This is a genomic window from Bacillus cereus group sp. BfR-BA-01350 (assembly GCF_022663775.1).
Classification (GTDB): domain Bacteria; phylum Bacillota; class Bacilli; order Bacillales; family Bacillaceae_G; genus Bacillus_A; species Bacillus_A paranthracis.
On the sequence record NZ_JAKUGD010000001.1, the window covers coordinates 755683 to 773988 of the forward strand.

Sequence of the window (18306 nt, forward strand, 5' to 3'; positions counted from 1 at the left end):
CATAATAAAGGGGTAGTGAAGAATGCCTAATAGTCAAAAGGTTCGTCATTCGTTATCATCTGCGCAGTCTGGTATGTGGTTTGCGCAAAAATTAGATCCACTTAATCCAATTTATAATACTGGGGAATATGTAGAAATAAACGGAAATATTCATCAAGACATTTTTGAATTAGCTGTACGTAAAGTTGTAATGGAAGCAGAAGCACTTCATGTTCGCTTCGAAGAGGATGAAATTGGCCCATGGCAAGTTATTGAAGAATCACAGTTTCATATGCATTTTATTGACGTTCGTAAAGAAGAAAATCCTGAAGAGGCTGCTAAAGCATGGATGAAAAATGATTTATCTATGCCAGTCGATTTGAAAAAAGATACTTTATTTATTGAAGCACTTATTCAAGTTGAAAATAACCGTTTCTTTTGGTATCAGCGCATCCATCACATTGTGATGGATGGCTATGGATTTTCACTTCTTAGCCAAAAGGTAGCGAATGAGTATACATCACTTATAGAAGAAACAAACAAGAATGAAAAGACATTTGGTTCTCTTGCAAAAGTTGTGCAAGAAGATATGGAGTATCGTGAGTCTAAACAATTTCAGGAAGATCGTGCTTTTTGGTTAGAAAAATTTGCGGATGAACCAGAAGTTGTAAGTTTGGCAGAACGAGCACCGAGAACATCGAATGGATTTTTACGTGAAACAGCTTATTTATCTAGTTCTAGTACGAAAACTTTACTAGAAAATATCAATATTTCGTTAACAAGTTGGCCGGAATTCATTGTCGCTGTAACAAGTATTTATATGCATAAATTAACAGGTGAAAATGATATTGTTTTAGGTTTACCGATGATGGGGCGTCTAGGTTCTGCATCTATTCATACACCGAGTATGGTAATGAATTTAGTACCACTTCGTCTTACTGTAACTCCAAATATAACTCTCGTAGAATTATTACAGCAAGTTTCTAAAGAAATCCAAGATGTACGTCGCCATCATAAATACCGTCATGAGGAATTAAGAAGAGACTTAAAGTTATTAGGTGAAAATCAAAGATTATTTGGACCGTTAGTGAATGTTATGCCTTTTGATTACGGGCTTAACTTTGGTGGGAATCGTGGTATTACACATAATTTATCAGCAGGACCTGTCGATGATTTATCAATAAATGTATATAAACGTTTTGATCAAAATGAGCTAATGATTCATTTTGATGCGAATCCGGAAGTATATAATGGTGTGGAGCTAGCATTGCATAAAGAAAGATTTATGCAATTATTAGAATTAATGATAAATGCTTATCAAAAAGACGAGTCGATTGGAAAAATAAATATTACTCTTCCTGAAGAAAATCATAAAGTTTTATTGGAATGGAATGAAACGAAGGAAGACGATGAGTTAATCAGTCTACCTATATCATTTGAAAAACAAGTGCAAAAAACTCCAAATAAACTAGCGATTACTTGTGACGGTGTAAACTTTACGTATAAAGAGCTAAATGAACGAGCGAATGAACTAGCACATTATTTAGTAGAAGAAGGAATACGACCAAATCAGTTTGTAGCTTTAGTATTTCCAAGATCAATAGAAATGGTAACTAGTATGCTAGCAGTTTTAAAGGCTGGTGCAGCGTATTTACCAATAGATCCAGAATACCCAGCTGAGCGAATAAATTATATAGTAAATGATGCAAAACCAGTTTGTATCATAACGCATTCATCTGTTTCATCTAAGTTAGTTATAGAAAATGATATGAAAAAAATTGTATTAGATGACGAAGAAACGAAACTAGCATTACATACATATTCTCGCATGAATATAGAATGTAAGAATGATGTATCACTTTTAAACCCAGCCTATACAATATATACTTCAGGCTCAACGGGTAACCCAAAAGGTGTAATTGTTCCTATGAAAGCTTTAAGTAACTTTTTATTGGCCATGGACGATATGTTGTCATTACATGAAAATGATCATTTATTAGCAGTTACAACATTTGCGTTTGATATTTCTGCTCTAGAAATTTATTTACCTCTTATTAGTGGTGCAAGTTTAACAATTGCGCAAAAGGAAGACATTCAAGAGCCTTCTGCATTAACGACACTTTTACAGGAAGAAAGAGTGACCATTATGCAGGCTACACCGACGCTTTGGCAGGCGTTAGTAACTGATTATCCAGAGAAGCTACAAGGGCTAAACATACTAGTTGGTGGTGAAGCTCTTCCAGCGCATTTAGCAAATAAATTAAAAGAATTAGGTTGTTCATTAACTAATTTATATGGACCAACTGAAACAACGATTTGGTCTACCTTCATGAACATTGATGAAAGTGAAAAGGGGATACCTCCTATCGGAAAGCCAATTTGCAATACAGAAGTGTATGTATTGGATGCAGGGTTACAACCAGTTCCACCTGGAGTTATTGGTGAATTATATATTGCAGGGGAAGGACTTGCAAGCGGATATTTAGGAAAACCAGAGTTAACAGCTGAACGGTTTGTTGCAAATCCTTATGGAAAACCAGGGCAGCGCATGTACCGTACAGGTGATCTAGTAAAATGGCGCAGTGATGGTGTTTTAGAGTACATGAACCGCGCAGATCATCAAATTAAAATTCGTGGTTTCCGAATTGAATTAGCTGAAATTGAAATGGTAATACAACGACATGAAAATGTTAAGCAAGCAGTGGTTATGGTACGAGAAGATCGTCCAAATGATAAACGAATCATTGCGTATATTGTTGCCGGAGAGAAGGAAACGATTCATCTTTCAGAAATTCGTTCTTATGTTTCAGAAAGTTTAGCGAATTATATGGTGCCATCAGCATTTGTATTGCTAGAAGAATTACCATTAACGCCAAATGGAAAGGTTGATAGAAAGAAATTACCTGCTCCTGATTTTAATGAAATGAACAATGAGAGGGTTGCTAGAAATCCGAAAGAAGAAATATTATGTCATTTATTTGCAGAAGTACTTGGTGTTTCTCGCATTAGCATTGATGATAATTTCTTTGAAATGGGTGGACATTCGCTTCTTGCATCGCGTTTAATGGCAAGAATTCGTGAAACGTTAAGTGTCGAATTAGGAATTGGAAAACTATTTGAATCGCCAACTGTTGCTGAATTAGCGAAACAATTGGATCGAGCAAAAACTGCAAGACCAGCGATTAAGAAAGTAAGTAGGCCAAATGAAGTTCCACTTTCATTTGCACAGCGTAGATTATGGTTCTTACATTGTTTAGAAGGTCCAAGTCCTACTTATAATATTCCGTTAGTCATTCGTTTGTCTGGAAAGTTGAACGAGGGAGCATTACAAGGTGCCTTTTATGATGTAGTCGAGAAACATGAAACACTTAGAACAATTTTCCCTAACGTATTAGGTAGTTCCTACCAGGAAATTTTACATATGGAAAACTTAAATCTTGAAATGATTATAACAAATACATGTAAAAATGAATTAGAAAGTGTACTTGCGGAGGCGGTAAGATATAGCTTTAACCTCGATGTTGAACCAGCAGTTCGTTTGCAACTATTTACAGTGAATGAAAACGAACATGTATTACTAATTCTATTGCATCATATTGTAGGGGATGGCTGGTCGTTACAACCGTTAACGAGAGATTTTACAGCGGCGTATAAAGCGCGATGTCAAGGGAACAAAGTACAGCTGGAGACACTTCCGGTTCAATACGCAGATTATGCACTTTGGCAACAGCAATTGTTAGGGGATGAAACTACACAAGAAAGTCTCATTTCAACACAATTAGATTTTTGGAAGAAAGAGTTAAAGGGATTACCAGATCAATTGGAGTTACCTACAGATTATCAGCGTCCAATGGAAACGAGTTACAGAGGAGAAACAATTCATTTTCATATAGATGCAGGTATGCATAGTAGGTTAGTAGAGCTCGCACGGAAAAACGGAGTTAGTTTGTTTATGGTATTGCAAGCAGGACTAAGTGCGCTATTTACAAGATTAGGTGCAGGCACTGATATACCAATTGGAAGTCCGATTGCTGGAAGAAATGATGATGTACTTTCAGATATTGTTGGTTTATTTGTAAATACATTAGTGTTACGTACAAATACTTCAGGAGATCCAAGTTTTAAAGAATTATTAAATAGAGTGAAGCAGGCAAATCTTGCAGCTTATGAAAATCAAGATGTTCCATTTGAACGACTCGTTGAAGTGTTAAACCCGGTGCGTACTCGAAATAGTCATCCGCTATTTCAAGTTATGTTAGCTTTCCAAAATACGCCAGAAGCAATCTTTGATGTCCCGGATATAGAAGCGAGCCTTGAAATTCAAAGTGTTGGCTCTGCGAAGTTTGATTTAACATTTGAAATTAGTGAGAGTAACGGGGTTGATGGTACTCCGAACGGTTTACATGGATTACTAGAGTTTAGTACCGATTTATATAAACATGAAACGGTTCAAAAACTAATAGAACGATTCATTTTGTTATTAGATGATGCGGCGACAAATCCAGATCAATCCATTGGCAGATTAGAAATATTAACTTTAGCAGAGAAAAATACAGTGTTAGAAAAGTGGAATGGTGGTTTTCAAATTGCACCAGAAATGACATTGCCACAATTATTTGAAAAGCAGGTTCATATTAATCCAAATGCTATTGCTGTCGTCTTTGAAAATAAGAAATTAACTTATGAAGAGTTAAATAGAAAAGCAAATAAAATAGCTCGATTCCTAATAGCAAAAGGAATTGGTCCTGATCAACTCGTTGCTTTAGCGATGCCAAGATCATTAAACATGGTTGTAAGCTTATTAGCTGTTCTTAAAGCTGGTGCTGGATACCTTCCGTTAGATCCAGATTACCCAGCAGACCGTATTTCGTTTATGCTACACGATGCGAAACCATCATGTGTTTTAACGAATTCAGAAGTGGAAATTGAATGTAATGAGGCACTAAAAGTTTTAGTTGATAATGTAAAAGTAATAGAAGAAATTGAGAAACATAGTGAAGACAATATTGATGAAATGGAGCGCGTGAAGCCATTAACTCCATCACATATTGCTTACGTTATTTATACATCAGGTTCAACAGGTAGACCGAAAGGCGTTATGATACCTCATCAAAATGTAGTAAGACTTTTAGGAGCAACTGATCATTGGTTCCAGTTTGATGGAAATGATGTGTGGACGATGTTCCATTCATATGCTTTTGATTTCTCGGTTTGGGAAATTTGGGGACCTTTATTATACGGAGGGCGTTTAGTTGTAGTTCCACATACTGTAAGTCGCTCGCCGAAAGAATTTTTACAGCTTCTTGTTAAAGAAAAGGTAACTGTTTTAAACCAAACTCCATCAGCGTTCTATCAATTGATGCAAGCAGATCGTGAAAATGAAGAGATTGGCCAACAATTATCTTTACGATATGTTGTTTTTGGAGGTGAAGCACTTGAGCTAAGTCGATTAGAAGATTGGTATAGTCGACATCCTCATAACGCACCGAAGCTTATTAATATGTACGGTATTACTGAGACGACAGTACATGTTAGTTATATTGAGCTAGATGAGAGTACCGTTTCTTTACGAGCAAATAGTTTAATTGGGTGCAGTATACCTGATCTTAAAGTATACGTATTAGATCATTATTTACAACCAGTGCCACCTGGAGTAGTTGGAGAAATGTATGTTGCAGGTGCAGGGCTTGCTCGTGGATATTTAGGAAGGGCAGGTTTAACTGCAGAACGTTTTATTGCAGATCCATTTGGCAAGCCAGGTACAAGAATGTATCGTACTGGAGACTTAGCACGTTGGCGTCAAGATGGGACGCTAGATTATATAGGACGTGCAGATCATCAAATAAAAATTCGTGGATTCCGAATTGAATTAGGAGAAATAGAAGCGGTCATAATGAAACACCCTACAGTTGAGCAAGTAGCAGTTATTGTACGGGAAGATCAACCAGGGGATAAACGATTAGTTTCTTATATCGTCGCATCAAATAATGAAGCGATTGATACGAATGAAATGCGTCAGTTTGCTAGTGGTAGTTTACCAGATTATATGGTTCCATACGCTTTTGTAGTAGTAAATGAGTTGCCTTTAACTCCGAACGGTAAGTTAGATAGAAAGGCATTGCCAGCTCCAGAATTTATCGTATCATCTTCTAGTCGTGGACCAAGAACACCGCAAGAAGAAATGTTATGTGACTTGTTTACAGAAGTGCTAAGTGTACCTCAAATTGGAATTGATGACGGATTCTTTGATTTAGGTGGTCATTCACTCCTTGCAGTGCAGCTTATGAGCCGTATTAAAGAAGCACTTGGGATCGAATTAAATATCGGAACTTTATTTGCAGCACCTACTGTTGCAGGCCTTGCTGAAAGACTTGAAGTGGGAAATGGACAAAGTGCACTCGATGTGTTGCTTCCGTTACGAGCAAGCGGAAACCAATTGCCACTATTTTGTGTACACCCAGCAGGTGGATTAAGTTGGTGCTATGCAGGACTTATGAAATCTTTAGGAACAGATTATCCAATCTACGGCGTGCAAGCACGTGGTATCGCTAAAAATGAAGAACTTCCAAGAAGTTTAGAGGAAATGGCAGCGGATTATTTAAAACACGTTCGTGAAGTACAGCCTCACGGACCATATCGTTTACTCGGTTGGTCGCTCGGAGGAAATGTTGTGCATGCAATGGCAGCGCAACTACAAAATGAAGGGGAAGAAGTAGAATTACTCGTTATGCTAGATTCTTATCCTGGTCACTTCCTACCGAATACGGAAGCGCCTACTGAAGAAGAAGCGTTAATCGCATTACTTGCTTTAGGCGGATATGACCCAGATAACATGGATGGTAAACCACTTACGATGGAAAGTGCAGTTGAAATCCTTCGTAAAGATGGAAGTGCATTAGCAAGTCTTGAAGAAGAGACTATACTGAACTTGAAAGAAACATATGTAAATTCGGTAGGATTATTAGGGAGATACGTACCGAAAGTTTATAATGGAGATATTTTATTCTTTAGATCTACTGTTATACCAGACTGGTTTGATCCTATTTCTCCAAATACATGGCTAAATTATTTAGATGGGAAAATTGTGCAGCATGATATTGACTGTAGACATAAAGATCTATGTCAGCCAGGTCCACTTACGGAAATTGGACAAGTATTAGCGAAATATTTGCAGAATAAGAAAGGGGTAAGTAGAGTATGACGAATCCATTTGAAAACGATAATTACACATATAAAGTATTAATAAATGAGGAGGGCCAGTATTCTCTCTGGCCTGTCTTTCTTGATGTACCTATTGGGTGGAATGTCGTACATGAAGAAGCTAGCAGGCACGATTGCTTACAATATGTTGAAAATACCTGGACAGATTTGAATCCAAAAAGTAATCAAGCTGGTGAAAAAATAGTAGTAGGAAAACGATAATGAAAGCAAAAATAAATCCAAAAGTAGTTGTAAGCATCGTATATATAACAGCGATGTTTATGGCTGCTATGGATGCAACGATTGTAAATGTAGCACTACAAACGATAAGTAAGGAACTGCAAGTGCCACCATCTGCGATGGGGACAGTTAATGTTGGGTATTTAGTTAGCTTAGCTGTCTTCCTTCCGATTTCTGGTTGGCTAGGAGATCGATTCGGTACGAAAAGGATATTTCTAACTGCTCTTTTCGTTTTTACAACCGCATCTGCGTTATGTGGGATAGCGAACGATATTACTTCATTGAATATTTTTCGTATTATTCAAGGTGCTGGTGGGGGGCTTTTAACACCAGTTGGGATGGCGATGTTATTCCGAACATTTTCACCAGAGGAAAGGCCGAAAATTTCTCGGTTTATTGTGTTGCCAATTGCTGTTGCACCGGCAGTAGGACCAATTATTGGGGGCTTTTTTGTAGATCAAATGTCTTGGCGCTGGGCATTTTATATTAATTTACCATTTGGAATTATGGCGTTACTATTCGGTCTTCTATTTTTAAAAGAGCATATTGAAAAATCAGCTGGTCGCTTTGATTACCTTGGTTTTGTTTTTTCAGCACCAGGGTTTGCGATGCTAATCTATGCGCTCAGTCAAGGGCCATCAAGAGACTGGATTTCTACAGAGGTTATAAGTACTGGAATAGCTGGGATTGTATTTATTACACTGTTTATCATTGTAGAACTTAAAGTAAAGCAACCGATGCTAGATTTACACTTATTAAAAGAACCAGTCTTTAGAAAAATGAGTCTTATTTCATTGTTTTCTTCAGCTGGTTTACTAGGAATGTTATTTGTTTTTCCGCTTATGTATCAAAATGTAATAGGGGTATCCGCACTGGAATCAGGCCTTACTACATTCCCAGAGGCCATTGGATTAATGATATCGTCACAGATCGTACCATGGTCATATAAGAAATTAGGAGCTCGTAAGGTAATTTCTATAGGGTTAATTTGTACGGCGATTATCTTTATTTTATTAAGTTTTGTAAATCACGATACGAACCCTTGGCAAATACGGGTATTATTGTTTGGCATAGGTATTTTCTTAGGTCAATCAGTTGGAGCAGTTCAATTTTCTGCATTTAACAATATAACGCCGCCTTCTATGGGGAGAGCAACTACTATATTTAATGTGCAAAATCGATTAGGTTCAGCGATAGGAGTTGCTGTTTTAGCTAGTATACTAGCCGGTTTTGGAAATAGCAGTGTACAACATAATACTCATTCAGATTTATTGCCATATCAAGCAGCATTAATTGGATCAGCAATATTTTTACTCGTAGCATTACTATTTTCTTTACGTATTTCTGATAAAGAGGTAATGTCAAAAAAGAAGAAAAAACCGTTACCTGTATTACAAAAAGAGAAAGAAATTGTCAATGAATAAGTTTGGTAATAGTATTTTGGAATTAATCTACATTGGGTATCTAGAAGGAGAGAGTTTACATGATAGAAAGTAAAGTTGTAGATTCTATACCAATTTTGAATGAGAATGATTGTCAAATATGGTGGGGAAGGATTTCGGATTTACAATCATGGCATTACAATTTACTAAATGATGTTGAACGAGAAAAAGCAAATTCATATCATCATTCGGCAGATCGTGCCCGTTTTATAATAGGCTGTGTAATTAGTAGATTAGTTCTAGGTAAAATGCTTTCTATGTCGCCAGTTCAAGTTCCAATTAATCGAATGTGCCCAGTATGTAAGCTACAACATGGTAGACCACAATTACCAGAGGGGATGCCGCAGTTATCGGTTTCACATTCGGGTGAGTGGGTTGTAGTTGCATTTACAAAGTCTGCACCTGTAGGCGTTGATGTTGAACAAATGAATCCAGATGTTGATGTTATGAAAATGGCAGAAGGCGTATTAACCGACATTGAAATAGCGCAAGTTATGAAGTTACCTAATGAACAAAAAATAGAAGGTTTTTTAACATATTGGACTAGAAAGGAAGCTGTGCTCAAAGCGACAGGTGAAGGTCTAATGATTCCACCAGTGGATATTACTATATCAGCTCCAAATGATCCTCCAAACTTGTTAGTTTTTCAGGATAGACAAGAGTTAGTAGAAAATACAGTGATGAGAGATTTAAGGCCAAGTATAGATTATATAGCTTCAATTGCAATATGTAGTAAAGAAGTCACCGAAATCATACAGCTGGATGCAGTAGCGCTTTTAAATTATAAATAAGTTTAATAAAATATTTTATAGAAGAGGTGTTCCTCATGCTAGTAGCGGAAAATAGAACAAATGAATCCACTTATAATGTACAAGCAATTAAAAATATTTTATTTTCTGGAGATACATCATCTATTCATGCTTTAGAAAAGTTATTGAATGATACAGTTCAGTTTGATGTTCTAGAACAAGAGGTGCTGGATAGACAGTATATCCCGAAAGAAGCAAAGAGTTTCTTTGATAAAAACGGAACATTTCTTTACCGTGTATCCAATATTAGTTATAAAGGGAAAGTATTATCTGAAAATCTCATTTTTGCGGATACCTCGTTTTTACCAAATACAATAAAGAGGGAGCTAGAGAGTGGAAACATTCCAGTTGAAAAACTTATAGAAAAGATGGAAGTAAGAAGGAACGTATTATATGAAGGATATCAGCCTTCTGGGAATATTATTGAATTATTTGATGGATGCTCTGTTTCGGCGCATGTGTATCCAACAAGAAAATATCAAATTGTAAGTAACTGCAGATGCATATTTTATATTTGCGAGGTGTATCATGCAGAAAATATAAAGCAATTACTAAATTAAAACAAGAAACCAGCCTATAAAATGGCTGGTTTCTTGTTTATTTCACAGCTTCTTTTAACTCTTTACCTGCTTTAAATGCAGGAACTTTACCAGCAGCGATTTGAATTTCTTCGCCGGTTTGTGGATTACGTCCTGTACGAGCAGATCTTTCACGCACTTCAAAAGTTCCAAAGCCGATTAATTGAACTTTATCGCCAGACTGTAATGCAGTAGCAATTGTGTCAAATACAGATTGTACAGCTGCAGAAGCATCCTTTTGAGAAATATCAGCTGATTGTGCGACATTTTTAATTAATTCTGTTTTGTTCATGTTTTCACCTCATAAAAAAATTTTTTGGAATGAATGATTTAGTATAATAGATAGTAAAGATAAAGCTATTTATATTGTTAGAAAGAATGCTATATAGTTATGTTAATTTCGTTGCAGGAAACTGAATCCCTGCTAATAATTAGGGATTAATTAAGAAATGATGCATACAAAACGCTATAATATGAGGATGAGGGGGAGTATACGGATGATTTTTCGTGAAAAGGATGAGAAAGAAAGTACATTAATTCGTCAACATGATCATGGTTTTTTAGCTGGAGAGATTGCAAAGCATATAAAAGAAGATTTTTTTGAAGATGACACATATTTAAAAGAGACAATTGATGCAATATATGAGCATGATAGAGGATGGATAGAACTTGATAAAGTACCAATTTTAAATGATGCTAAAAATATCCCATATACATTTATGGATTGTCCAAGTTCATTACGTTTTGTCTTTTATACGATTGGTTTGAATGAAATTGAAGATTCCAATCCATACGGAGCATTACTTTGTAGTAAGCATTTTTTATCATTTCCATTAAATGAGGAAGATGAAGAGATGATGTCATTTTATACAGGGGAATTGGAACGACAAAAAAGAATATTGACGACGCTAACAAAAGAACAATTTGCGATGTTCGATAAACATTATAGATTATTAAAGTTTTGCGATGAACTTTCTTTATATGTCTGTATGAATAAACCGGGTGTAGAAAAGGAAGAGGAAATTGATTTGTTTAAAGATGGTTTTGAAGGAACAGAAATGTTTAATAGTAAGGAGGAGAAACCTATACAAGCTGAATGGGTGGACAAGGAAACAATTCGGATTACACCGTTTCCATTTCAAACGGAATTTCATACGTATGTAAAATATAAAACTATAAATAAACAAGAAATTGAAGAAAAAGGAATTGCAAAAGCTGATAGAGAATCAGAAATAAAGAAACAAACTATTCGTTTCATACAATAAGGAGGCGATTTCGATTGAAAGAGTACATGTTAAAACAAGTGGATTACCATGCTTGGGCTAATCTACGATTATTCAATCGACTAAAAGAATTACCAAACTATGAGATGATTTTTACTGAACAGATGCAGAGTGTATTTCCATCAATCAAGGATACGTTTGCCCATATTTATATTACAGATCAAGTGTGGTTACACATATTGCATGGTAAAAGTATGAATGAAGCAATACAAGGCCGAGAAGATTTACGAAAACAAATGGAAAACAAATCGTTACATGAATTAGAAAAAATGTTTGAAAACATGGCAAATCAATATAAAGACTTTTTAAGTACAATACAAGATGTGAATGCTGTATTTGTTATCGAGAATCCATATGTAGGAAAATTAGAAACTTCAATTTTAGAGTTAGTACAACATGTTGTAAATCATGGTACATATCATAGAGGAAATATAACAGCGATGATCCGTCAACTTGGTCATTCGTCGACAATGATGGATTTTGTATTGTATTTACATATGGTTAAAAAGCAGAAAGAGTAATATTATTTATAAGAAGGAGAGGCTTTCATTGTAGAAGTCTCTCCTTCTATTTTATTCCGCATGAATGGTAGATCAACTGATTAAAGTTTTACTTTATTTCTTAAGAAGCTTTATTTTCTTGTAATTGCTTCGCATATTGTACAGCTTTATATGCATTGACTCTACCGTTTCTCCAGTACGTACCTGTACCAGTAATTTTATCAGAAGTTGACTCAATAATTTGGCGGATTTGTGTATTGCTATATCCTTGATTTGCTAAAAGAGCAGCAACTCCTGCGACATGAGGTGTTGCCATAGATGTACCACTTAATGATTGATACGTGCTTCCTTTATATGTGGAATATATATTTGAACCTGGTGCTGCAACATCAACCCAGCTACCATAAGTAGAAAATGAAGATTTCTTATCTGATTGATCTGTAGAAGCAACTGCAATCACTTCGCTGTAATAAGCAGGGTAATTAGCTTTTGTATTTCCAGCATTTCCAGCAGCTGCAACTATAACAGAGCCTTTATTCCATGCATATTGAACGGCTTGTTGTAATGCAGTACCACCATTTGGAGCTCCTAAACTTAAACTAATTACTTTTGCACCCGAATCAGCAGCTTCTCGAATACCTTGCGCTACAGCATCGAGAGTACCACTTCCTTGATTATCTAATACGCGAACAGCATAAATGGAAGTTTGTGGGGCAACACCAGCAATTCCGACGCTGTTATTCGTAAGTGCTCCAGTAATTCCAGCGCAATGTGTACCATGACCATTCCCATCATCAGATGTATTGTCGTTATCAACATAATCATGCCCGTAAATTACTTTCGAAGCCAAATCAGGGTGTGAGCCTTGAACTCCTGTATCAATAATGGCTACTTTTACACCAGGATCACTTCGTTGGCTATCCCAAGCTTGTGGAGCTTGAATTTTTTGTAATCCATATTGATTTTTAAAATATGGGTCGTTTGGAGTCCAAAAGGCGTGAACGTAATAATTCGGTTCTGCATATTCCACATCTGGATTATTTTTATAACTCTTTATTTTTTCTTTTACAGTACCTTTTGAAAATTGAACGACTTCAAAACCTAACTTATCATCTTTAGATAAGACATTAGCTCCGACAGATTTATGAAAAGATTGCACATTACTTAAAGATGCATTTTGCTTGAACTTAACGATTAATTGGTTAGGAACGTAATCAGTAGATGATGTTTCAGCGCTTGAAGTATTCGTGTTAAAGAAGAAACCACCAATAATAAATGACAAAACAGATAGGAAAACAATGATTTTGTTTTTCAAAAGATTTTTCCTCCCTTTTCTTGGATGAGTTTTTCAGCGACACTTTAATGTCGCATTCCTTTTCAACTATATAGTTAGACCATACGATTTATGACATTTATGTGAAAAACTTTTGGAGGAATAAAAAGGAGTAAACATTGATATAAATATATTTTTAATGATAGTAATAAAGTAAAAGAGGGGATGAAAAAAGGAATGCTCATCATGTATGAGTCATTCCTTTTTTCATAGATTAACTTGCCTGTTTTTTATTATTTTCTTTCAATTTCTCTGCTTGTAAAAAGTGATTCGTTTCAGCAACAACAATACCACTTAACCCAATAAGACCAATTAAGTTTGGAATCGCCATAAGTCCATTTGCAATATCCGCAAATGTCCATACGATGCCTAATTTTAAATTCGCACCAATAGCAATCATGACAATAAAGATTGCTTTATAATATTTAACAGCACTTTCTCCAAATAAATAAGCCACGCATTTCTCACCGTAATACGACCAGCCTAAAATAGTAGAGTAGGCGAATAAAATAATTGCGATACCAAGAATCATACTACCAGCAGTACCGAATACAGATTGAAACGCAAGTGTTGTAGCTTCAACCCCAGTTTTACCAGACTTCCATGCACCTGTAGTAATTAATACTAGCCCTGTAATTGTACATACAATAAACGTATCTAGAAAAGTACCAGTCATTGAAACTAAAGCTTGCTTTGCAGGGGAATCAGTTTTTGCAGCCGCCGCGGCAATAGGGGCACTCCCTAAACCAGCTTCGTTCGCAAATACGCCGCGCGCCATTCCAATTTGAATAGCTGATGCAACTGTTGCACCGATAAAACCACCAGCAGCTGCAGTACCATTAAACGCACCAGAAAAAATAAGTGAAAATGCTTCAGGAATTTGATCGTAGTGATAGAAAATGATAATAAGACCAGCAATGATATAAAAGAAAGCTTTAATAGGAACAACATATCCTGTTACTTTCCCGATTTTTTTTACACCGCCTAAAATAACGATAGCGATTAAAAATGACATTACTATACCAGTTAAAGCAGGAGGGAAAGAGAAATTAATTCGCATTGCCTCTGCCACTGAATTAGATTGCACCATATTCCCGATACCGAAAGAAGCAGTTGTACCGAATATAGCGAATAAAACTGCAAGCCATTTCTTACCTAAACCACGTTCTAAATAGTACATGGGTCCACCTGAATATTCGCCATTTTCATTACTAACACGGTATTTCACCGCAAGAATTGCTTCGGCATACTTTGTTGCCATACCGAACAAAGCAGTAATCCACATCCAAAAGATGGCACCGGGTCCACCAATCGTCACAGCAGTTGCAACACCAGCTATATTTCCCATACCGATCGTTGCCGCCATAGCTGTCATAAGTGCTTGGAAGTGGCTAATATCTCCAGAGGAAGATGTATCTTCTGATTTTTTAAAAGCTAGTTTGTGAGCGTATAATAGTTTACTAAACTGTAAACCTTTTAAACGCACTGTGAGAATAATACCAGTACCAACGAGTAACAACAACGTTGGTAATCCCCACACATAGTGATTGATTTGTTCTAATACTTTACTTACTGTCTCCATCTTTATTCTCCTTTTTTAGAAAAAATAAAAACCACTTCAAGTAAATGAAATGGTCTCTGGAGAAACAAGGGATAGAAAAATAAACCGATACAAATCGGCATTTTCTTTCGCTTGTCTCTGTCCTTTTACCTGAGAGATTATCCGCTATAGTAGCGGATTTGCTCCTTCGGTGCTCGTTTTCCTCCGCGCTATTTAAAGCGGGAGGGAGTCTCTCCAGAGATTCGTCCCCATGCAGTTCTACTTGTAAACAAGACCTGAGAGTTTCAAAGTCGGTTAACAACTTTTTGCCCCGTCGGTAGATCAATAGACCTTCTCCTGAATGGTTCATCCGAATTATAAAATTAATAACCTATACGCATTGAATGTGTATAGAATCAATAAAAACATTATAGATATACAATTAATGAAATGCAATCATTTTTTATTTTAAAATAGTAAAGAATTCTATTTTTTCGAAAGTCCTAATTTCTCTTCAACTTCAGTTAAAGTAGATAAAGCGATGACAATATGTTGATCTGCAAGCCCTAAAGCATGTTTCGTATTTTCAATTGTTGCACTGTTTGGAGTAGAGTTAGTGGCTCCGTCTATAATTAAATCTGCCGCGTTTTTCATAAATTTAGAAGCAGCCTTAAATTCAGTTGTGAAATAAAGAAGTTGTTCTTGTATTTGTACTTCTGATATATCTTCTTTAATTTTCAAAATGTCTATTTCATTCATAATGTTTTCATATTGTTTTGAAACAGCATTCATTGTAACTAATAGTTTATCTCTGTCTACTGAATCACCGTTCGTGTTAATCTCTTCCCAGGCAGGCAACCAATCTTTTTCGATGATATCATTATAATTAGTAGTCAATTCATTAATTTTAGGCTGTAATTTCGTTTTGAAAGTTTTTGTATCCGTTGTTTCTACAGGTGCTTTTTCTTTGTTATTTTTAACATTAGTAACGTAGAAAATTGTACCGAAAATGATGAAAATAGAAATAACAACTGTCCATTTAGTAAAAAGTAATTTTTGCAATATGTAACGCCTCCAAAATTAAAAACTTATAATTATAATATATAACAATAATATTGTTTTAAGTAGAGAAAATAGGTTAGAAAGTATAAAATATATATATATTTTATATACATAAATAATTAAAGTTAGTAAAATGATGAAAGTAATATGTAAGAAAAGAGGATTTTTAGTAGAAATGAATAGAAGAAAACTAGTTTCAAATATTTCAATGGCTATGTTATTAGTTGGTTTAATTGCATTCATATTTATGAATAAAGAATCTAAAATTAAAGATTTTCCAGTACCAATGTCAGCAATACATATTAACGATGATAAGGAAGAGGATTATAAATATATAAGTGTAATGCCTATTACAAAGGTAAGTGGATGGGAGAAATTAGGTGAAAACGGGCATACTGTTAGTTTTAAAAAAGGGGAGCGGAAGGTAACTGTATTACATTATCCGGGAGAAATTACGTATTATTTATTTGAGAAAAAGATGAATAAGGGAGATTAGCTAAAGATGTAATTCATTAAGAGTTACATCTTTTTTGCATTCTGAATTATTTGAAATTAAATTCGATAGATGTTTTGATAGATGTAGTGCTAAATATGATTAGTTCTATATATCTATAAAGAGTATTAGGGTGATTATAAAAATATTATGTGAACTAATTATTGTGAGAAGGAGATAAATTATATGCTAAAGGGGAAATTAAAAATGCTACTAAAAACAATCTATTGTAAAGTAGAAGAAGAGAAAAAAGAGTTATTTTCAATGGCACAAGAAAAATGGCGTGATATACAGCACCTAGATGGTTTTTATGGACAATTTGGTGGATGGAATGAAAATGAGGCATGTGTATTTACTTTATGGGAAGATAGAAATACATATCAATCATTTATGAATGGTGCTCACGATACCATTTATGTAAATAGTAATCAAGAGGATACGTTTCTTTCATGTGAAATCGAATTATTTCAAACATTGTATGATATAGCAGAAGTGTCTTTGAAAGACGTTGTTACAGAAGGATCCTTCGTAAGGGCGGCTGTATGTGATGTAAAGGAAGAAAAAGAAAAGCAATTTTTACATAAACAAGAAACAATTTGGAATAAAGGAATGGAAAATATAAAAGGCATGCTAGGTGGAGTAGTTGGGAAGTCTTTAAAAAATGAAAACCGTTACATCGTGTTAACTTATTGGAAAGATGAAAAAGCGCATCAGCATTATGTAGAAGAAAATTTCCCCGAGTTGTATAAACTAGCTAATATTCATGAAGATATAGAAGATATAAGAGGAAAACAAGCTGTATGTAAGGAAGAATGGCTTGTATATTAAGCACGGAAAAAGTGCATAAATGAATGTATAATAAAGATATTTTCTTATAAATAAGTAATTAATAGAAGACGTTATATGCCCTTTCATGTTAATATATTTAAGTTATAATAGGAGGCTTACCCTTTTGTATTGTACGGTAGAAGCAGTGTGAGCTTGAAATTTTTTTAGAAAAGGATGTGCCTAATTTGCGTATCAATAAATTTATTAGTGAAGCTGGAAAAGCGTCTCGACGTGGAGCAGATAAATTAATTAATGAGAGAAGAGTAATTATTAACGGTAAGGTTGCAAAAATTGGTGACCAAGTGAATCCAGGTGATGATGTACGCGTAAATGGAGAGCAACTTCGCATTGCTCGAGATCACGTATATATCGCTTTAAATAAACCAGTAGGTATTACATGTACGAGTGAAAAATCAGTAAAAGGTAATATTATCGATTTAGTGAATCACCCTTTACGAATTAGCCATATTGGACGTCTTGATAAAGACTCAGATGGTTTAATTTTGTTAACGAATGATGGTGATATTGTTAATGAAATTTTACGTGCTGAAAACAAACATGAGAAAGAATATATCGTTTCAGTAGATAAGCCAATTACACCTGATTTCTTAGAAAAAATGGCAGCGGGTGTTAAAATTCTAGGTACAAAAACACTTCCTTGTGAGATCACACAGTTATCAAAATATGAGTTCAAAATTATTTTAACGCAAGGGTTGAATCGCCAAATTCGTCGTATGTGTGAAGCTTTAGGTTATCAAGTATACACGTTAAAACGTACGAGAATTATGAATATTGAATTGAATAATTTACCTGTTGGACAGTGGAGAGATTTAACGAAGAAAGAGAAACGACGTCTATTTGCAGACTTAAATTACGAACCACAAGAGTGGTAAAATTGAGAAGGAGAAACCAAAAACATTTTTTGGTTTCTTTTTTTATTAAATAAAAAATCTTTTCCAAACACTTGCAAAAATAAAATGAATAAGATATAGTAAATAACAATTAATGGATGTATTTAA

14 protein-coding genes, 1 riboswitch and 1 other annotated feature (1 of these 16 only partly in view) are annotated in these 18306 nt (G+C 35.1%); of the genes, 10 read left to right on the forward strand and 4 right to left on the reverse strand.

Features of this window, described 5'->3' with window-relative positions; genetic code table 11:
• The first annotated feature begins 22 nt into the window (after positions 1-22).
• Genes MR147_RS03835 through MR147_RS03855 form a run of 5 tightly spaced genes read left to right on the forward strand, consistent with a single transcriptional unit; the run spans position 23 to position 10230 of the window.
• On the forward strand, positions 23-7180 hold the full coding sequence (locus MR147_RS03835; protein ID WP_074610235.1) for an amino acid adenylation domain-containing protein: 7158 nt from the start codon (positions 23-25) through the stop codon (positions 7178-7180).
• Positions 7177-7401 (forward strand): MbtH family protein, encoded by a 225-nt coding sequence (locus tag MR147_RS03840; protein ID WP_000184064.1) that lies wholly within the window; start codon positions 7177-7179, stop codon positions 7399-7401. Before MR147_RS03835 ends, MR147_RS03840 begins: the two co-directional genes overlap by 4 nt.
• Positions 7401-8843, forward strand: coding sequence for an MDR family MFS transporter (locus MR147_RS03845; RefSeq protein WP_074610237.1), 1443 nt, complete (start codon positions 7401-7403; stop codon positions 8841-8843). Before MR147_RS03840 ends, MR147_RS03845 begins: the two co-directional genes overlap by 1 nt.
• A 59-nt stretch (positions 8844-8902) precedes the next feature.
• Entirely contained in the window at positions 8903-9652 is a 750-nt protein-coding gene (gene sfp, locus MR147_RS03850; RefSeq protein ID WP_074610239.1) for a 4'-phosphopantetheinyl transferase Sfp, read from the forward strand.
• A gap of 35 nt (positions 9653-9687) precedes the next feature.
• Positions 9688-10230 (forward strand): hypothetical protein, encoded by a 543-nt coding sequence (locus MR147_RS03855; protein WP_000959145.1) that lies wholly within the window; start codon positions 9688-9690, stop codon positions 10228-10230.
• Between the two features lie 37 nt (positions 10231-10267).
• On the opposite strand, the gene MR147_RS03860 is transcribed toward MR147_RS03855, so the two are convergent.
• Complete coding sequence (locus MR147_RS03860) at positions 10268-10540, reverse strand: HU family DNA-binding protein (protein WP_001043907.1); 273 nt, start codon at positions 10538-10540, stop codon at positions 10268-10270.
• A 205-nt stretch (positions 10541-10745) separates the two neighbouring features.
• Here MR147_RS03860 and MR147_RS03865 point away from each other — a divergent pair, with 205 nt between their 5' ends.
• Together MR147_RS03865 and MR147_RS03870 are read left to right on the forward strand one after the other, a co-directional pair.
• Positions 10746-11513 carry a DUF3891 family protein gene (locus MR147_RS03865; RefSeq protein WP_000577275.1) on the forward strand — a complete coding sequence of 256 codons (768 nt, stop codon included), beginning with the start codon at positions 10746-10748 and terminating at the stop codon, positions 11511-11513.
• A 14-nt stretch (positions 11514-11527) separates the two neighbouring features.
• Positions 11528-12052, forward strand: a complete 525-nt coding sequence (locus MR147_RS03870) for a DinB family protein (RefSeq protein ID WP_074610241.1) — start codon at positions 11528-11530, stop codon at positions 12050-12052.
• Positions 12053-12152: 100 nt separating this feature from the next.
• On the opposite strand, the gene MR147_RS03875 is transcribed toward MR147_RS03870, so the two are convergent.
• From MR147_RS03875 to MR147_RS03885, 3 genes are all read right to left on the reverse strand, one after another.
• Positions 12153-13346, reverse strand: coding sequence for a S8 family peptidase (locus tag MR147_RS03875; RefSeq protein ID WP_074610243.1), 1194 nt, complete (start codon positions 13344-13346; stop codon positions 12153-12155).
• A gap of 232 nt (positions 13347-13578) precedes the next feature.
• The gene (locus MR147_RS03880; RefSeq protein ID WP_074610245.1) at positions 13579-14946 is read right to left on the reverse strand and encodes an alanine/glycine:cation symporter family protein; all 1368 of its coding nucleotides are present in this window, start codon (positions 14944-14946) and stop codon (positions 13579-13581) included.
• A 107-nt stretch (positions 14947-15053) separates the two neighbouring features.
• A riboswitch (glycine riboswitch) is annotated at positions 15054-15173 on the reverse strand.
• Positions 15174-15390: 217 nt separating this feature from the next.
• Positions 15391-15966 (reverse strand): hypothetical protein, encoded by a 576-nt coding sequence (locus MR147_RS03885; RefSeq protein ID WP_074540004.1) that lies wholly within the window; start codon positions 15964-15966, stop codon positions 15391-15393.
• Positions 15967-16099: 133 nt separating this feature from the next.
• Here MR147_RS03885 and MR147_RS03890 point away from each other — a divergent pair, with 133 nt between their 5' ends.
• The 3 genes from MR147_RS03890 to rluF all read left to right on the forward strand — a co-directional run bounded on the left by MR147_RS03890 (position 16100) and on the right by rluF (position 18180).
• A complete protein-coding gene (locus MR147_RS03890; RefSeq protein ID WP_074610247.1) occupies positions 16100-16462 on the forward strand; it encodes a hypothetical protein in 363 nt (120 codons plus the stop codon).
• A gap of 204 nt (positions 16463-16666) precedes the next feature.
• Positions 16667-17287 (forward strand): DUF4937 domain-containing protein, encoded by a 621-nt coding sequence (locus MR147_RS03895; protein WP_074610302.1) that lies wholly within the window; start codon positions 16667-16669, stop codon positions 17285-17287.
• Positions 17288-17472: 185 nt separating this feature from the next.
• The gene (gene rluF, locus MR147_RS03900) at positions 17473-18180 is read left to right on the forward strand and encodes a 23S rRNA pseudouridine(2604) synthase RluF (protein WP_001222168.1); all 708 of its coding nucleotides are present in this window, start codon (positions 17473-17475) and stop codon (positions 18178-18180) included.
• 125 nt (positions 18181-18305) lie between these two features.
• Position 18306: a binding site (T-box leader), on the forward strand (it continues 223 nt past the right edge of the window).